The sequence below is a fragment of the Shewanella sp. Scap07 genome, assembly GCF_013394145.1.
GTDB lineage: Bacteria > Pseudomonadota > Gammaproteobacteria > Enterobacterales > Shewanellaceae > Shewanella > Shewanella waksmanii.
The window spans coordinates 1532695-1551073 of the sequence record NZ_CP041329.1; the positions used below are offsets into that span (position 1 = coordinate 1532695).

The following is an 18379-nucleotide window of genomic DNA, read 5'->3' on the forward strand; positions in this document are numbered from 1 at the left end:
GGCCATGCCCTTATGCTGACTCTTCAATGCAGATTGCAATGTCGGTGACTTCGTAAATACGTAGGCCGTCTTTGCTTAAGCTAGCGTTACCTGTGATGACTTTCTTACCATCGACATCTTTCACCGAAGTGATGTTAACGTCCATTGACATCTGCTTGTTAAGTGGATTGATCTGACCGCGATACTTCCACTTGATGTTAGATAAAATCTGTCCGAACTTAGGCTTGCTAAAGCCAGCGCCTAAGTCTTGATTGATGGCATAAGTCTGCATGGTTTCAATGATGGCTTCAACACCTAGCGAGCCCGGCATGACCGGATCTTGGTGGAAGTGGAACTGGAAGAACCAATCACTTGGGTCAATGGTGCGCTCGGCATATAAGTAACCTAAGCCTTCGCTACCGCCACGCTCAACAATCTCAACGGTGTCGATAAAGTTAAGTTGACCACCCGCCAAACGATAGTGTGGCTGACCTGCAGGTGCAGTGAAGTAGCGGCTAGTTTTATCTAGCAAGTTCACTTTATGGTCGGCGCTTACGCCATTAGCCACATGCCAAGGCTGAGTGACTTTACCGTTATCAAGACCTAGCTGGTCTTTCAGGGCTTCTGCTTTAAAGTAGCCAAATACCGCGGTGCCGCGATAGAATGGCTCGCCATCGGTGCTAAGCTCAAAACTAAAGCTCTGGATGATGTTAGTGCCCGCCATTACCGTAGACAGTAAGCGCGAGTCATTAACAATGGTTTTGCCGCGTAAATCGACATCGCGCAGCAGTTCACCGCTACCATCTAAGTTACGGAAGAACAGCTCAAGCCCAGGGAAACCAAGCGTGGTACCCATGTAGCCAGAGATAAAGCCGTTAGGCTGCAGTGAAATTTCCATCAATACCGAATAGGGCATAACAGCGTGGTGGCTGTTTTTATCGAAATACCACGCATCGGTTGGGACTTCGTATTCAGCAATACATGACGATGGGGTTTTAAAGTCACCGCGCTCGCCATTAACTTCAATCACACGGGTGGTGAGCTGTAGATCGCCACACGGGGTGCGTGGTGGGATCATACCGCGGTAGATAGCAAACTCAGGGCCAAAACAGTTTTCAATGTTGCCGGTTGCAAATTCAAACATATGATACGGCGTAAATGGCACAGTATCAGGCACCCGGTTAGGGTAATCTGGTGTGACTGGTGCTTCCACATGAGAGATAGGCACCACACCTTTGTTTGGTGTTTTGCTTAAGTCTGGAATTTGCGCCATTAATGGGGCGTTAGCAGACGCAGCTTGATAGACTTTTTTCGCGTCCGTTGCTGGCACTTGCTCTTGAGCAGATTCAAGTAATGGATAAAGGGTACATTCATCTTCTTCTTTGATCATCACCCCAAGGTTTTGGAAATCCACAACCGCTTTACCATCAAGCAAAATGTCAATATTTGCCTTGGCGTAAGGGCGCGGGCTAAAGCCAATCTCGGTAATTTCCATACGGTAGGTTAATACCGCTGACTGCGGGATAACTTGACCACGGCAACGTACCTGCTGAGAGGCATTTTCCAGTGGCTGGAAGCGACCATTTTTAGTTTGGGTGTGCATACCTAAGTGCAGCATGTAGAACTGCAGCAATTGGCCACAACCTTCGGCCATCAGCGAGCCTGCCATCACTTGGTCACCTTTAAAGTGACACGGGAAATACCAGTGGTCTGGCTCAAGCTGCTTATGGCCTTCAATTAAACCTAAGCCCCATGCGCCGCCTTGACGGTCAACCTTGCTGACCTGTTCAATCATCAAGAATTTCTCTGAGGCGAAACACAATGATGGTTGTGGTGCGCCAGCATGGCTTGGGCCAAAACAGCCTTCAATGTTGGCTGACAGTAGCTGGTGGATCTCTGGGTAGCTAAACTGAGTTTTAGGGCAATCAAGTAAAGGCTTAAACACCTGCTTTTGCGCTAAGTTGCGCGCCTTGATTTCATCTTCTGTGCGGATCACGCCTTTGCCGTCAGCAAGCTCTTCGTCGGTAAAGAAGCCAGCGCAGCCGCCATCCATTTTCAGGATCATCTTATCGCCAACAAAGCACTCATATGAGAAGAAGAACAACAAGGTGTCGCCGTTACGGGCGTAGTTATTGATTTTAATATCATAACGTAGGGTGTCACCACCGCGCGGCAGATCGCCCAAGAAAGTAAGGGTACAATCAAGTAAGCGGTATACGCGGTCACCTTTGTTTTCAAAATCAATGCCTAAGTAACTGATCAACATTAAATCACATTGGCCTGACTCAACCGCCACAGCCCACGGAATTTGGCCGTCGACCAGGTACGGTGCATCAACGGGAATGTCATACTCGGTAGTCATTGAACAAGGTTTAAACTCGTTCATGGTGGCATCAAGTTTTGTTACGCGAGAAACCAGCAAGTAGTCAGTGGTTGGTAGACGTACGCGGCGTGAGTAGCTGTCGATGATGGCATAATCTTGGCCAAACACCTTAGCGATGTCACCCTCAGCGTACTCAACTAAGTCGGCATAATTCCAGATGCAGGGTTTCAGTGCTGGAATTGGCGCGGTGTAGGGCGGCACGTTAGCATGATCTGGCTTAATCACAGGCGCAGTAGTTGGCGTTGCTGCATTACTTAAGGCATTAACTGGCGCGCTGTGTGCAATTGCTGGCGCGGTATTGCCAGTGACTTTTGCTAACTGCTGCTTAAGCAAGGCATCGGCGACTTTCATTCCGCTAGCGCGGCTTTGCAAAAAGGCTTGATGAGCTTGCTGAGTTAGTTGTTGGTTCTGTTGAAACGCATTGAGATCACCCTGGCTAACATTAATGGCTGCAGCAGGAGTGCTCGGGTTAAGAGTTTTAGTTGTCATTGGCGTAGGGTTACCTAATACAGAATTAACTGGTGCTGTCTGGGCGGCATGATTGAGCGCTTGCGGCTGACGGGCAACATATTGCAGTGGTGTTTTGCTCACGTTTGAGTGCTGAGATTGGCCCACCTTTTGTTGAATAGTGGCAAGCTCGGCAATCGGAGTGTCAACAATGTGCTGGTAGATATCTCGGCCACCTAAATGCACTTGCTTAATCAGTTGATGTTTAGCATCTGATTTAAGCTCTTGGCTTAAGCGCTGGCTAAGTGCTTGCTGTTGGGCATCACTTTGGCTGAGCAGAATTTGCGAGATTTGATCTTCACTGACGTTACTGACTAAGGCATGTTGGCGGCTATTGGCGCTAACGGCATGCTTAGATAGATTGAGCAAGCCGTGCAGCATACTGGCCATGCCAGCGGCGGCAAAACAATGGCCAATGCGCTCGTCGGCATTAGTGTGCACTGCTTGGGCCAATGCCAGTGGATTAATCGCTAAGCTGCCAGGTGCGACACTGGTTTCAGCCACTTTAATACTGCTGCTATCAACGCCGGTTTGCGACAACAAACTATCACTGACGCGACTGGCGTGTTCTACATGGCCAAAGCTTAAGGCATCAAGGCTGGCATAACCGACTTGTTGCTGCTCAAGCTCAGTACCGGCTTTCACCAATACCACAGCGCCTGCACCTTCGCCGACATTCCAGCTACCTACTGCACCCGTGTTGGGCTCAATGGCTACCGGTGCCAGCTGGTTCTTTAAGATGACCTGCTCAAAACTGGCTGACAAATCGACTGCGGCAATCACCACGGCATCGATATTATCTTCAGACATCAGGTTTTGTGCCACATCAACACAGCGACTCACTGATTGCTCGCCCGCTGAGATGGTAAAGGCTGGGCCATTAAAGTCCCACAGCGAGGCAATACGTGAAGCCATGATATTGCCAATAAAGCTGGTGTACTGGTTCAGCTTAGCGGCATCAAGGACACTGTCCATGGCAATAGCTTCTAACGCTTGGTATTCGCTATCGCTAAGGCTGACACCCATTGCATTTAAGCTTTGTGCCAGCTGAGTGTGCAGATTAACACGGCCACGGAACTGGTGTAATTCCAGCTCAGTTTCCATAGCAACCAATACCGCTACGGTTTGACCAGGTTGTAATTTCGCATCACGGATAGCTTCGTCGGTGACTCGCATCAGCATCAGTTGTTGCGAGATCAGTCTATCGTCTTCATTAGGCGGTAGCTTAAAGCGTAGGAAGTCGAGTTCAAAGTTATCGACATAAGCGCCTTTGGGTGCCGCGCTTAAGCCAAACTGATTGAGCAAGTCTTGATGTTGTTCAAGCCCTTTCCAGCGCTGCTTAGGTAAACCAATAAAGCCATTGCTACGTTCACTAATGGCGCGATCGAGCTGATCGATACTGCTTAGCGGCCCAAAGTGACCGGCAATACCTGTCACTGTCATTGCCGTCGGCGCGCTTGGCTGTGGTGTGGCGACGAGCTGCTCATCCGCGCAGTAAGACTCTAACAGTAAGTGTGCATTACAGCCGCCAAATCCGAATACCGATACCCCAGCATGGCGCGCTTGGTTGTTGGTTTTCACCGGCCAAGGCGTGACTTGATTGGGTAGGGTATGGCTGCCAAATAGGCCATTGGGTGAGCTAATCGCATCGCTGATATTAATACTCGGTGGCAGGGCACCTTCGCGCATCGCAAAGATCATCTTCATGATCCCTGGCATGCCAGCTGCTGTCAGTAAGTGGCCTAAATTGGATTTGGCAGAGCCAATCATTGGCGCGCTTTTACCTTCGAGTTTGTCAGCAAAAAACTGCTCCATCGAGGTTAGCTCAACCTTGTCACCCAGCGGTGTACCTGTGGCGTGACATTCAATTACTTCAATATCTTTAGGTGCGATATCACTGGCGGCATAGGCACGCTCAAACGCGCGTACTTGTCCTTTGGGGTTCGGGCTCAGTACAAACTGACCTTTACCGTCATTGGATAGGCCAACACCATTGACAACCGCATAAATTTTGTCGCCATCACGCTGGGCATCATCAAGGCGTTTTAATACCAGTACCCCAGCGCCTTCACCGGCAAACAAGCCTTTACTGTCGGCATCAAATGGCACTGACACACCGTGGTCAGGGTAGGCGTGGAAAATCGAGAATCCCATGTTGATAAAGAACGGGTCAGCGCCTGAGACCGCGCCGGCTAGCATCACATCGGCTTTACCTGTGGTTAAGTAATCACAGGCCAATTTAAGTGAATATACCGAACTGGCACAGGCGGCATCTAAGCTTAATTGTGCCGCACCTAAACCCAGCGCATCGGCCACCACCTTTGAGGTGTTATGGGCGATCGCACCATTGGCAACATCAATGGCTTGGCCTTGTTGTGCCCGCGATGAATCCGCATTGGTCGGGTTAAGGCTAAAGGCTGGATTGGCCAATTTGTGTTGCAGCGCTTTTTCTACCGCGCTGTGGTAGATCGGTAAAAACAGATCATTAGAGCGTGCCGTTGGGAAGCTAAGCGCCCCCATGATTACGCCGGTACGCTGCAGAGTGTGGCTATCGCTTAGCGCCACACCGGCATCTTCTAGCGCTTTGCGGCTAGTATCAAGTGCCCACAAAAAGCTGTCATCTAAGCCGTTGAGCGCTTCGCTACTTAGGCGGTAGCCTTCAGGGTTAAAGCTGAAGTTTTCAATGTAACCGCCTTGGTCACAATAAAAGCGGTCTGACTGGCCCTGAACCCCTTGATAGTCGGCGCTGTTGGCACCGAGTTTTTCGTTGGTCAAGGTGGTGCGCGAGTCGCGCTTGTCCAGCAAGTTTTGCCAAAATTGCTCTGGGGTCTTGGCATCTGGGTATAGCGTCGCCAAGCCAACAATGGCTATTTTGTTCTGTTTGGTTTTACTTGGTTTTGAAGACTTGTCAGCTAGCGACATGAGACTTCCCCTTTCGGTAAGGTAATGCCATTAGCAACAGCAATATCTGCGAGCTGCTGTTGATTTTTTAGCAAAGCAATCTCGCGGTCTAAGCCGTCAAGTAATGGTTGCCATGACATCGGCACTTGGTGGCTAATAAGCTGCCCCAAGGCTTTAAGTAAATGGGTGGTATCAGTGCCACCTTTGGCATTCATTGGTACCGTGCAACAGGCACTGGCATCGCCGCCGTCTTGCTTAACGATTTTGTCGATCAAGGTGCAGTTTTGTCTATCTGCGCCTATTTCAACAAACAGCTTGGCACCTTGGCGCTGCGCGCTATGGATTAAGGCGGTAAAGTCCAAAGGATGACAGAAGGTATCGGCTATCGACTCAGCAATAATTTGACTGTTGAGTGACTGTTGCTGATTGACGGCTTTATCCTGACCACTCAGCAAACTGGCGGCGCTGATAAAACCGATATCGTTCGGCACGTCATCGCACAATGGTTGATTGTAAAAATCAATCACGTTGCTATGCTCATTCAGTGCTGGCGTAGTGTGCATTGCGGTGACGCGATTAGCGGCAATGCCGCGCTTACCGAGTTCACTCAACAGGGCTTTACATTGTGTTTGGCAGCCAGCAATGACGCAGGTATCACCTTGCACAATGGCCAAATAAGCACGCGGATACTGAGGCAGTAGCGCACTGATGGCGGCTTTATCACAGCGCACCACAAAGCTATTCCAGTCGATGGCTTCATCACTGTTTTGCAGTTGCCAAGCCGCTCTAACTGCGGTTAAGTCACCTGATATCGCCGACGTAAACAGCGGGTCGGTTTGGGTTTTTGCAATCAGTGCATGTGGGTTTTGCCACACGCCCAAACTGGCCCACATTGAGGCTTCACCCATTGAATAACCTAACGCAAAGTTAGGCTTAATCTTAAAGGCTTGGGTGAGCAGTTGCGTGAGCATATAACTGCTGCCTACACCAGCGATAGCTAAATCGCCTAGTGCCATGTTGGCAGCAGTTTTAGGGTCCAAATCATAAATGGCGTCGGCTTGTAACATGGCTTTGAGATTGCCTTCACGCTCTAGGCGCGCAAACAACTCAGGGAAATAGCCATGTAATTCACTAAACATGTCTGCGTACACCGTACCGACACCGGGGTAAACAAAGGCTAATGCCTGTTGCTTATCGCTGCCCAGTGGCGTGCTAGCAAAATAGCTGCCTGCTGGCGTGCGGTAGGGCGCGGCGTGCATGTCAGCGGTGATCACCTTGGGCAGTGCTTGGATAAGCGCTGTTATTTCAGTTTTAAGTGCATCAACGCCAGTGGCTTGCAATACCGCGCGGTACTGACTCGTTGACTGAGCAGCTTCGGCCAAGTTGTCGCGCATTAGTTCAAGCAGCGCTAGCGGTTCGTCGATGAGTGCTTGCTCAAGCTGACCAAGGGCCGCTGTAAGGTTGCTGACGTCATCCGCTTGCACTACAAATTGCAGTTGCTGTGCATGCAATAGTGATTTGGCAGCGAGTACGCCGCTACCTTGTGAAAGCACATAGCTTACCGCTTGCGATGAAGCATCGTCGGTAAAGCTGATAGCCGCGACTCGGGCTTGGTGATGCTCGGTATACCAATAGTGGCTTTTAGCTTGTTTGCTAGTTAGCGGCGTCTCGCCGTTAACTAACTCACGTTGCCAAGTGCGCGACGCCATCGCCACAATCAATTGATAGACAACAGCAAATTGCTGACGGCTATCGAGATTATGATGATCTTGGTTACGGCTTAAATCGGTTTCATCACGTTTTGCTTGGCTTAATGCCGCGGTCAATGCTGCATTGCTGCCCAGCGCGCTTTGTTGCATAGCAGCGAGTTGGGCGTGGGGATGAATACGCAGTTGCGCCGCTTTGAGTGCTGGCATCATTAGCAATGAAATTGGGGCGTCGGTGTCACAGCACTGGGCCGTTAACTGCACTACTTTATCATTACTAATTGCGTCGATGGTGGCTTTGAGGTTAGCCTCAAAGTCATCCACTTGAATTTGTACAATGGGTTGGTCAAATAGCTGACTGCGGCTCAGATCTGGCAATAGGTGCTTGAGCACCTCATCACTCATCTGAGCCGACGGCAACGCTAATAGTGCTATGCGCAGCGGCATAACACTATCGGCAGTTTGACCATTGGTGGCGTTGGAGACCAATGTCGACATTACAGCTTCGCCTCATGTTGTACTAACGTGGCCTTATTTGCCGTAAAAGCGGCATTAAGCCCTTTACTGATGGTCACTTGGGCCGCTGTCATCTTAGCGCTGAGTTCACCATTGCTATGATACAAGGCGATATCGGCTTCTAAGGCACGTTGGCTAGTACGTTTGACACTGAGTTCAATAACACCCGACTCGCCAAAGGCAAGTGGACGCAATACCTGAAACTCACCGATAGTACTAGGCAAACTGGCTGCACCGTACTGCATGCGTGCCCAAACGAGCATGGCTTGCAACAATAAGTCTTCAGCGAAAGCTTGGCTGCCACCCATATGTGCGCTTGGGGTAAAGTCGCCACAATCGCTCAACTCCACCATTGGAATTTGGCAATCAGCCACTAAACCTTGTTCATCAAAGCGCGTGACCTGCTTAATCCCTTGTAGGCGCGGACCATGGAACAGCGTACCGTCCTGATACAAGCTCGCGCCTGATGCAACCACATCATTGTGGGCTGCTAAGGCTTTCGCCGCAGGCAACGGCTGCTCATCGGCAACTAAGCTGGCTTTATATTGTGGCCGGCCGTTGGCAGAGATGAGCGCTTCAAGACTGTTGTCTTTAGCTGGCGTTAACTCCAAGGTCATTTGCTGTGGCGTAGCGCTGTCAAACACAATGCCCTTAAGCAGCTTATAATCTCGAACAGTGATGCGTGAGCCTAGCATTTCGCTGGCAACTTCACGCATCCACTGAATGGCGCAAACTGTCGGCAATACAGGATTGCCGCCAATGCAATGGTCTTCAATAAAGGCCATTGCTTTTGGGTCTAGTTGGCGCGTTACCGAGGTTGCCGCAAGCGGGCGCGATGCAAGTTGCACCTCACCCGCATTAAGCTTTTTTACAGCAGCTGCTCCTTGGCTGTCTTGGTTATTGCCTTGCATTGAAGTACCAATCAGTAACTGTACGCCAGTTTGATTGAGTAGTTGATTGGCAAATAACTCTGCACCCGCTTTTAGCGGAATGACATAGACACCGCGTTCAGTGAACATCTTTTTCAGCGCTGGGTTGACCATGCCGCCATCCCAAGGGCCCCAGTTAAAGCTCATCACTTTAGTTTGGCTTTGACGGGCACTAAATTGCAGTGCCGCTTTGTTAAGAATGTCGTTAGACATTGAGTAATCACTTTGGCCAGTGTTGCCGTAGAAACCGGCTGCTGAGCTAAACATCGCCAGTAGCTTAAGTTTACTTGGTTCAATGGCGGCAAGTAGGGCCTTTAGGCCGTTAACTTTAGTGCCATAAACACGGGCTAACTCTGCTGCAGTTTTATCTTGAATATGTTTGTCAGCCAATACGCCAGCACCATGAATGATACCGGTAATATCGCTCGCCTGACTGACCCCTTTGAGGGTGCTCAATGCTTGGCCAATCGCTTGGCTGTCAGTGACATCCATGCTGACATACTCAGCGCTGGCACCGACTTGCTCAAAGGCGGCCAATGCATGGCTGATTTCAAGACTGCTTTGAACCGGCCAAACTAGCGCATCAACTTGTTTTGGCGTTGGCTTTTCGCCTGACGCGATGATGTGCGCAATGGCAGCCGGTTTCAGCTCTGACGCTTGTTTACCTGCAGCCCATTGTGGAATGGCCTGCAATTGGCTACGACCCGCAAGCACAAAGTGTGATTGGGTACGTGAGGCTAGGGCAAGAGCACATTCAAATGTGACGCCTTTTGCACCCCCGGTCACCAGTATTTTATCTGCACTATCTAAGTTAGCTGCAGCGGTTTGATTGACTGCTGTGCTGGCAACGAGAGTGTGACGTACAAGCTCACCGTTTTGCTGCGCTATCGCGACTTCTGCAATACCTTGCTGGTCAAACAGTTCTGCAGCAATTGCATCTGCTAAGTTGCTGGCATCGACACTCGGTGCAATATCCAGCGCTCGGCAGAATACGTTTGGCCATTCATGGCTCAAGGTTTTAGTTAATCCAGCTAGCGCGGCTTGGTTGAGCTCAGCTTTGGCAAGCTCGGCTGCATCTAAATATCCGAAACCGCCGTCGATACGGCTTGCGGTAACAAAGCAGCGACGCGCGCCAGTGTCTTTGCATAGGCTTGGCTGCAGTAATTTGGCCCATAGGAACGCTTGGGTCACGTGCTGCATACTCTCATCGTCAAGATTAACGGCTTGCTCTGCACTGGCAGTGCTTTGGGGTTGCAGGTGTACGAAACCAGCAATATTGCCCAGCTGCTTGTCTATTTGACCGATAACGGCTTTGATACCCGCTTCGTCAACAGATTTTGCTTGGAAACTGGCGACTTCACTGCTTAGCGGTGATTGTGGCTGACCTTCTGGTAAACGCACAACCGCGACATTCAGACCCTGTTTGTTTAGCTTCTCGGCTAATACGCCGGCATGATGACCGTCATCGGTGATCACAACGGTGCTATCAGCGGCGAAGCAATCAACTAGTTTGCTCGCCGCATCAAGCTTTTTTAATGCAACCTCATCATGGGGTGGTAGCTCAACACTCGGCTGATTTACCACTGGTGCTGGTTTTGCAGCAGCACTAGTAGTTGCGCTTTGGCCATCGCCAAGCTTGCTGTTCATGTAATCCACAATTTCGCCTAGGGTACGGCATTCTGCGAGATCTTCTGGGTTAAGATCAGGTAGCCCTGGCAGCTCATCTTGTACCGTCCCTAGAATCTCAACGCGTTTAATCGAGTCGATACCTAGGTCGGCTTCCATATCCATGCTTAGCTCAAGCATTTCAGTTGGGTAGCCGGTTTTATCAGCGACCACTTTCATCATGGTAGCTTGTACCTGTTGTGGGCTTAAACCGTTTGCTACGGGGGCTTGCGCAGTAGCGCTAGTCGCGGCAACCGGTGCTGCTGGCGCGCTAACGGTTAGCTTACTGTTCATGTAGCTAACAATTTCGCCTAGGGTACGACACTCGGCGAGATCTTCTGGGTTAAGCTCAGGCAGTCCTGGTAGTTCATCTTGTACGGTACCAAGAATTTCAGCACGCTTGATAGAGTCGATACCTAGGTCAGCTTCCATATCCATGCTCAGTTCGAGCATTTCAGTTGGGTAACCGGTTTTGTCTGCGACGACTTTCATCATAGTCGCTTGTACTTGATCAGCGCTTAAACCGCTTGCTATAGGTGCTTGTGCTGCTGGCGCAGCTGTCGTTGTTGCTGCAACAGGCGCACTAGCAGGTAGCTTGCTGTTCATGTAAGCAACAATTTCACCTAAAGTGCGGCACTCTGCTAAATCTTCAGGGTTAAGCTCTGGTAAGCCTGGTAGCTCATCTTGTACGGTACCAAGAATTTCAACACGTTTAATCGAATCGATACCTAGGTCGGCTTCCATATCCATTTCAAGCTCAAGCATTTCAGTCGGGTAACCGGTTTTATCGGCCACTACGCTCATCATGGTGGCTTGTACTTGGGCAGCATCTAAGCCGCCTGTTGCTGCAGGTGCTGCCACAGGCGTGATAGCTGGCGCGGCAGCGCCGTAGGCTACCGGTGCACTGGCTGGCAATTTGCTATTCATATAAGCAACGATTTCACCAAGGGTGCGGCACTCGGCTAAATCTTCTGGGCTTAGCTCAGGCAAGCCTGGCAGCTCATCTTGCACGGTACCAAGAATTTCAACACGCTTGATTGAATCAATGCCCAAATCTGCTTCCATGTCCATGCTCAGTTCTAGCATTTCAGTTGGGTAACCGGTTTTATCGGCCACGACACTCATCATGGTGGCTTGTACTTGGGCTGCATCTAGACCACCGCTGACGGCAGCGGCAGCAGCCACTGGTGCTGTAGCCACTGAACCCGCAGCAGGTAGCTTGCTGTTCATGTAGGCAACAATTTCGCCTAAGGTGCGGCATTCCGCTAAATCTTCTGGGCTAAGCTCAGGTAGACCTGGTAGCTCATCTTGTACAGTACCGAGAATTTCAACGCGCTTAATAGAATCGATGCCTAAGTCGGCTTCCATATCCATTTCAAGCTCAAGCATTTCGGTTGGGTAACCGGTTTTTTCAGCGACAACCGCCATCATAGTGCTTTGAACTTGGGCTGCATCTAAACCACCGCTCACGGCTGGAGCAGCCACTGGCGCAGCGGCAACTGAACCCGCAGCAGGTAGCTTACTGTTCATGTAGGCAACAATTTCACCTAAGGTGCGGCATTCCGCTAAATCTTCAGGGCTAAGCTCTGGCAAGCTTGGCAGCTCATCTTGTACGGTACCAAGAATTTCAACACGCTTAATGGAGTCGATGCCTAAGTCGGCTTCCATATCCATTTCAAGCTCAAGCATTTCGGTTGGGTAACCGGTTTTTTCAGCCACAACCGCCATCATGGTAGTTTGCACTTGCTCGGCGTTTAATCCCGCAGGTGCCGCAGCCACAGGTGCGCTAGCAACGGGTGTAACAACAGGGGCTGCAGGCGCTGTAACTGGAGCGGGAGCTGTAACTGGTGCAGGCGTAGCCACTTGCGCTGGCGCAACTTTTGGCGCGCTGTTCGCTTGTGGCGCAGTTTGTACTGGCGCAGTTTGTACCGGCGCTTGAGGAGCCACTGGCGCGCTAATTACTGGCGCGGCAGTAACAGTGCTGACAGGTGCAGGTGCACTGACTTGAGGTGCTTGAAGTTGGGCGCCGCTTAGTGCTGCTAGGGCTGCATTGTTGCTACCCGCTTGCATTTCTAAGAACTGAGTATGGCTTTGCACCGTTTGAGCTTGCAGCTGGTGGAACTGTTCCATCGAGCGCTGTAGGCTTTCTGGAATCGCCACGCCATTGTTGGCAAGCTTAGTTTGTTCGGTCATCAATGTAGTGAAGGTATCACCGTATTGCTGCGGAATTTGTAAAAACTCTTGGTGCAGCTGTGCTGCTTGCTGCTGGGCTGCAAAGAACTGTGTCAGCGCATCGGCTGATGAACCTACGCTTGGTTTGTTATCTTGCGACACTGGTACGGCACTCTCATTGATGGTGTGATTAACAGACTGGGCAGCATCTTGGTGCGGCGCAGCAACTTCGATAATTTTTTCCACTACCGTGGGAACTTCAACTATTTTTTCAACGACTTTTTCAACTTCAACCACTTTTTCAACCACTTTTTCTTCGACCACTATGGTGCTAGACACTTGGCCTTGGTTAAGTGATTTTTCCATCTTGCTGCGGGTGGCCGCGCTGATGTAGTTAACCGCGTTGAGGGTAATATTCATTGGCGACGCTTTTGCAGGCGCAGCAATATCGGCTTGATATGGGTCAATATTGTCTAAGCTCACCCCGGCTACAGCAAGTTGTACGGCAGCTTGTTTTAGCTGCACATCGCTGTCTGCTTTCGGGCTTGGGTTGATCGCAATCGCACAGATCTCTTCGCCTTTAGTGGCTAGGGTGCCCTGTACCAATTTTTGTAGAATATTCTTAGGTCCAAACTCAACAAAAACACGCGCACCTGCGTCATACATGGCGCTTAACTGGTCAGTAAAGCGTACCGATTGCAGCATATGCTTCTTAAAGGCGGTCTTAATTTTAGCGCCGCTGGCGTCATAGGCTTTGCCTGTCGCATTAGAATAGAGACTGCGACTTGGCTTAGTGAACTTAGCGCTATCAATGGCTTTAGCAAACGGTGCTTGGGCGTGGCCTACTAGCTCGGTGTGGAATGCACCTGATACAGGTAGGTTAATGGCTTTATAACCTAAATCAGCAAGCGCCTTAGCGGCATCCGCTGTGGTTGCTGTAGGGCCTGCAATCACTGATTGTGTTGGCGCGTTATAGTTAGCGACTTTGACGCCGTCGAACTTGGCAATAGTGGCCTCTAAGGTTTCAAGGTCACTGTTGTCTTTGGTGATAATGGCATACATTGCACCGGTATCGGCTTCAGTTTCACCGGCTTTAGGTGTGGCTTTAGTCGCCATGGCATCGCCACGGGCAAAGGCCAGCTTGTAATAGTCATCACTGCTGATCACGCCTGCAGCACAAAGTGCACTGAGTTCACCAAAACTGTGTCCTGCAACCATATCGGCATTAAAGCCTGCGGCGCTAAATAGCGCGTATTGGCCCATCGACATCGCACCAATTGCGCTTTGTGCGTTGGCGGTGTTGGTTAATACCGATTCTTGCGCTTTCACATCTTGCTTATTAAATACCGGCTTAGGGTAAACGATGTGTGAAAGTGGCGTTTTATCATTGCCAGCAAATACTTTATCTGCGCTAACCCATTGTTGACGCATCTCTGGGTAGTAACAGGCAAGCTCGCGACCCATGTTTAGGTACTGTGAACCTTGGCCAGCAAACAATGCCGCTACTTTAGCACCTGACTTGTTGCTCACTAGCGCACTAGCACGGTAGCTAGTACCACCAGGAAGCTGCCAGCTTACATCATCGCTGCTTTGCAGTTTACTGATAGCTTGGGTCAATTGCGCTTTAAGTGATTGGGTGTCTGTTGCGACAATACCAATACGCGCATGGTTAGCATCAAGTGTGCGAGTTGGGTAATCTGCGGCGCTATCTTTTAAGATAAATTCAGCTTGATCAGCTGCGCTGTTGAGCGAAGTCAATGCGTTAATCAATGCGGCTTTATCTGCGGCGCTCACTAACCAGCTTTGTGCCACTTCACGCTGACGATATTTAGCTTTGTCGGCATCGTCGCGGCTGTGTTCTGCTTGGTACTCTTCTAGTACGAAGTGGAAGTTGGTGCCGCCAAAACCAAATGAGCTGATACCAGCACGACGTGGCGTACCATCAACCCGAGGTAACCAGGGGCGGGTTTCGGTATTAAGGTAGAAAGGTGAGTTTTCAATATCCAGCTTTGGACTTGGCTCGCTCACGTTGATGGTTGGCGGAAGCACTTTGTGGTGCAGTGCCAAGGCCGCTTTAATCAGACCCGCGGTACCCGCAGTCGATTTAGTATGGCCGATTTGCGATTTAACCGAACCTAACGCGATATGCTGTTTGTCATCGCAGTCTTGACCAAACACAGAACAAAGACCGGCAAATTCTGCGGCATCACCAGCAGCGGTACCCGTACCGTGGGCTTCAATTAAGCCTAATGTGTGTGGCGCAAAACCGGCATCATCGTAGGCACGATTCAGGGCTTTAGCCTGACCTGATGGACGCGGCGCATAGATAGACTTGAACTTACCATCTGATGAAGAACCGATACCTTTAATCACCGAGTAGATTCTGTCGCCATCACGCTCTGCATCTTCTAGGCGTTTTAGGGCGATCATGCCGATACCTTCACCAATCATCATCCCTTTAGAGTCGATGTCGAATGGTTGAATGGTGTCGTTAGTGGTGAACGCCGGTGTTTTAGAGAAACTCATGTACATTGATGGTGAGTTGTCGGTACACACACCACCGGTGATCATCATCTCTGAGCGGCCTTCAACAAGCTCGCTTAATGCCATGCGCATTGCTGCGAGTGAGCCTGCACAGGCGGCATCGACGACGCAGTTCATACCACCAAAATCAAAGCGGTTAGCAATACGACCAGCAATCACATTACCCAGTGAGCCCGGGAACGAGTTTTCTTCCCAATGGATATATTGGTCTTGGAATTTCTTGATTAGCATTTCGCTGTCTTCATCGCTAATACCACTGCTGGCGAAGACTTTTTTCAATACTGGATACTGCAAACGAGCGGTTAGGCTGTGGCTAATTTTTTGTCCGCCACCCACACCTAAGGTGATACCAATCTTGTCGCGATCATAGTCGGCAGGCAAGTTAGCATCGGCCAACACTTCTTTGGCAACGATTAAAGACAGCAATTGTGATGAGTCAGTGAGCTCTAAAATATTTGGCGGCAGACCAAATTCCATCGGGTTAAAGTCAACATCTGGCAGGAAGCCACCACGCTTACAATAGCTCTTATCCGGCGTGCTCTTATTGGCATCGTAATACTCTTCTGGCTGCCAATGGCTCGCTGGAAGCTCAGTAATGGCATCGATTTTCTCGCTGATTAGATCCCAAAACTTGTTTAGGTAACGAGAGTTAGCGAAGATGCTCGCCATGCCAACAATGGCAATAGGCATGTCTTTAAGGCGTTTGTTTAAACGTAAATCAGCTTGGCTATCTTGCCCAGTGTCAACAGCGTTGGCCGCTGACTTTTTTGCTGATGCTTTTGAAGGTTTAGAGGTCTGGCTCATTATGAGTCTCCAGTGGCTGCCCGCGTAGTGGGCGTCTTGTTGTTAGTGTCAGCACCTTTCATCTGTTGCCCGTGAGTAAGCTGGGCACCAGGGAAGCGCTGCAAAAAGGTGTGGTAGTTGCGTACGAGCAACTTCCTTAAATGGAACGGCCCATGTCGTAAGACATAAGCGAAGTAACGCAATGTGGCTTGGGTATTGCCATCTTGGTATATATCGAGATAGATCCAATCGCTGATCGGATCGATACCCAACAACACTGAACTTGGGGTTTGTTCGGTGAGTTGGGGAGGAATCGTCAATGAGGCAACTTGTACAACGCTTTGTGTGTCATCCAGTGGCAAAGCTAACGTTTTTGCTAAGGTTTCTGGGTTTAGCGTGTAGGTGGCAATGTCGCTGCCTTGGGCGATAGGAAGCTGGTTGAAGTAACGTTCAGGTACATGGGGGGATTCAATCCCGGCAATACGCGACACACCGTAACGTTTTAAGCAGCGGGCTAATCCAGAACGAGATACATTGGGATTTATAAATTGCTGCGTAACTTGTAATAACCTATCGAGGGGCAGTTTTAGCTGAAAGCGTAAGCCAACCACGACATATTCTTGCAATGGGGTCAGCGTTGTATTGAGGTGATGCGGGGTAGTGGGGCTGTCGTCGATAGAATCGCGTTTGCGCCACTTACGCACAGTGGCTTCACTGATGTTGAGCACCTTCGCAAGTTGCGACACGCTCAGATCAGATTCCTGAATAAACTGACGCATTTCTGGCGTCGTTGTGGCGTTGCGGTGCCTGACTTGGGTGGCATTTTGCGTACACTCATCCGTTTTTGAATTTGGCGGAGAGTCTGCCTGACGAGCTTGTTCTTCCATCAGTATAGCGGTGACCCGTTAATAATCTTCTGGGACTCATCACGTTTTATGACAGTTTTATTCTGCAGAAACCCTGTCGAAGCGCGATTTTGTCGTGAATTAGTAGCTAGTGGTTGAGCAGACTACCTGAGGATGAGGGGCAAAACAATCTCCTGGGACTTAATTCATACTCTTTAGACCAGTTTAAGCGTACAACTGTGCGCCAAGCCATGTTTACAGTGTTAATAAATAGCCTGCTTAGATAAGAAAAATGTCAGCATGTATCGGGCTTTACAGGCTTATTGACCAAGCGCTAACAGTTCTCAACATTTAATATTAAACATTGTTAACTTAGTGGCGTGAGCGCTTTAAAACTTTAGTTATTTAGTCAGGTAAAGTGCGACTAACTTAGCCCAGTGAACTGTTGTCGCCATTGGGAAGGGGACAGAGCAAAGGCGGCTTTGAAGTGTTTGCGGTAGATGCTTTCGGAGCCAAACCCTGCAAGATCTGCTATTAGCGCTATAGAGTGCTTATCTTGTTCCAGTAGCTGTTGTGAATAGATTAAGCGGCGGTTGAGTAGCCAGTAGCCAAAAGTGCAGCCATAAGCGGCTTTGAAACGGCGGGTAAAGGTGCGCCGACTCATCGCACACAGCGCAGCGACAGAGTCGATACTGTGGGGCTGAGCAAGTTGCTGTTCAATACGTTCCATTACCTGTGCCAAACTGCTGCTGATCTGCCGTTGGGAGCTTATAGGCGTAGGAATATATTGCTGCTGCCCACCCGAACGATAAGGCGCAGTGACCATGACTCGTGCTAACTGGCTAGCCAGTTCACTGCCACATAGCTTTCTGACAATATGTAAACAACAGTCTAGAGACGCAGCGATGCCGGCAGACGTAATAATCTGTTGTTGGTCAATAAATAAAGGCTGACTATCGACGTTGATATTAGGAAATTGCTGGCTAAAACGTTGGCATAGCGCCCAATGGGTTGTGGCGGCTTTGCCATCAAGCAAGCCTGTGTGGGCGATTACAAAAGCGCCCAAACATAGACCAACAAGCATTGCACCACGTTGATGGGCCGCTATCAAGCCATCAATAAGGCTTTTAGGTGGGGCGGGTAAGTCATTTGGCCAGCTGGGAACAATGACTATATCTGCGGTTTTGAGGGCATTGATATCTTGGTCGATATGGATGCCAAAGCCTGAGCTCGATTGCAAATCGCTATCGGTGGCGCTGCAAATAGTCAGCTTAAATCTAGGTGATTGGTCAACAAACGCGTCTTGAAAAACCATGCAGGGCACTGATAGGTGAAAAGCACTGATACCCTCAAATGCAATTACTGCGATGCGATAAAGTGGCGGTTGCATCATTTTGGCCCAATATGACTGTTGGTTGTCCTTAGGGACAGTTTTGCATAATCGTTACA

General features: G+C 49.8%; 5 protein-coding genes. All 5 read right to left on the reverse strand.

Annotated features, from left to right (window positions below):
• Positions 1-10 precede the first annotated feature (10 nt).
• The 5 genes from FLM48_RS06785 to FLM48_RS06805 all read right to left on the reverse strand — a co-directional run bounded on the left by FLM48_RS06785 (position 11) and on the right by FLM48_RS06805 (position 18323).
• Complete coding sequence (locus FLM48_RS06785) at positions 11-5791, reverse strand: beta-ketoacyl synthase N-terminal-like domain-containing protein (protein ID WP_179024129.1); 5781 nt, start codon at positions 5789-5791, stop codon at positions 11-13.
• Positions 5782-7974 carry a PfaB family protein gene (locus FLM48_RS06790; RefSeq protein ID WP_179024130.1) on the reverse strand — a complete coding sequence of 731 codons (2193 nt, stop codon included), beginning with the start codon at positions 7972-7974 and terminating at the stop codon, positions 5782-5784. Before FLM48_RS06790 ends, FLM48_RS06785 begins: the two co-directional genes overlap by 10 nt.
• Complete coding sequence (locus tag FLM48_RS06795; protein ID WP_179024131.1) at positions 7974-16106, reverse strand: type I polyketide synthase; 8133 nt, start codon at positions 16104-16106, stop codon at positions 7974-7976. The genes FLM48_RS06790 and FLM48_RS06795 overlap by 1 nt, the downstream gene beginning before the upstream one ends.
• Positions 16106-16972 (reverse strand): phage terminase small subunit-related protein, encoded by an 867-nt coding sequence (locus FLM48_RS06800; RefSeq protein ID WP_028774444.1) that lies wholly within the window; start codon positions 16970-16972, stop codon positions 16106-16108. The genes FLM48_RS06795 and FLM48_RS06800 overlap by 1 nt, the downstream gene beginning before the upstream one ends.
• A 382-nt stretch (positions 16973-17354) precedes the next feature.
• Positions 17355-18323, reverse strand: a complete 969-nt coding sequence (locus FLM48_RS06805) for a GlxA family transcriptional regulator (protein WP_179024132.1) — start codon at positions 18321-18323, stop codon at positions 17355-17357.
• Between the last annotated feature and the right edge of the window lie 56 nt (positions 18324-18379).

Coding starts and splice junctions, on each gene's coding strand:
- FLM48_RS06785 (WP_179024129.1), bottom strand. CDS start 5,791: ATGTCGCTAGCTGACAAGTCTTCAAAACCAAGTAAAACCAAACAGAAC.
- FLM48_RS06790 (WP_179024130.1), bottom strand. CDS start 7,974: ATGTCGACATTGGTCTCCAACGCCACCAATGGTCAAACTGCCGATAGT.
- FLM48_RS06795 (WP_179024131.1), bottom strand. CDS start 16,106: ATGAGCCAGACCTCTAAACCTTCAAAAGCATCAGCAAAAAAGTCAGCG.
- FLM48_RS06800 (WP_028774444.1), bottom strand. CDS start 16,972: ATGGAAGAACAAGCTCGTCAGGCAGACTCTCCGCCAAATTCAAAAACG.
- FLM48_RS06805 (WP_179024132.1), bottom strand. CDS start 18,323: ATGATGCAACCGCCACTTTATCGCATCGCAGTAATTGCATTTGAGGGT.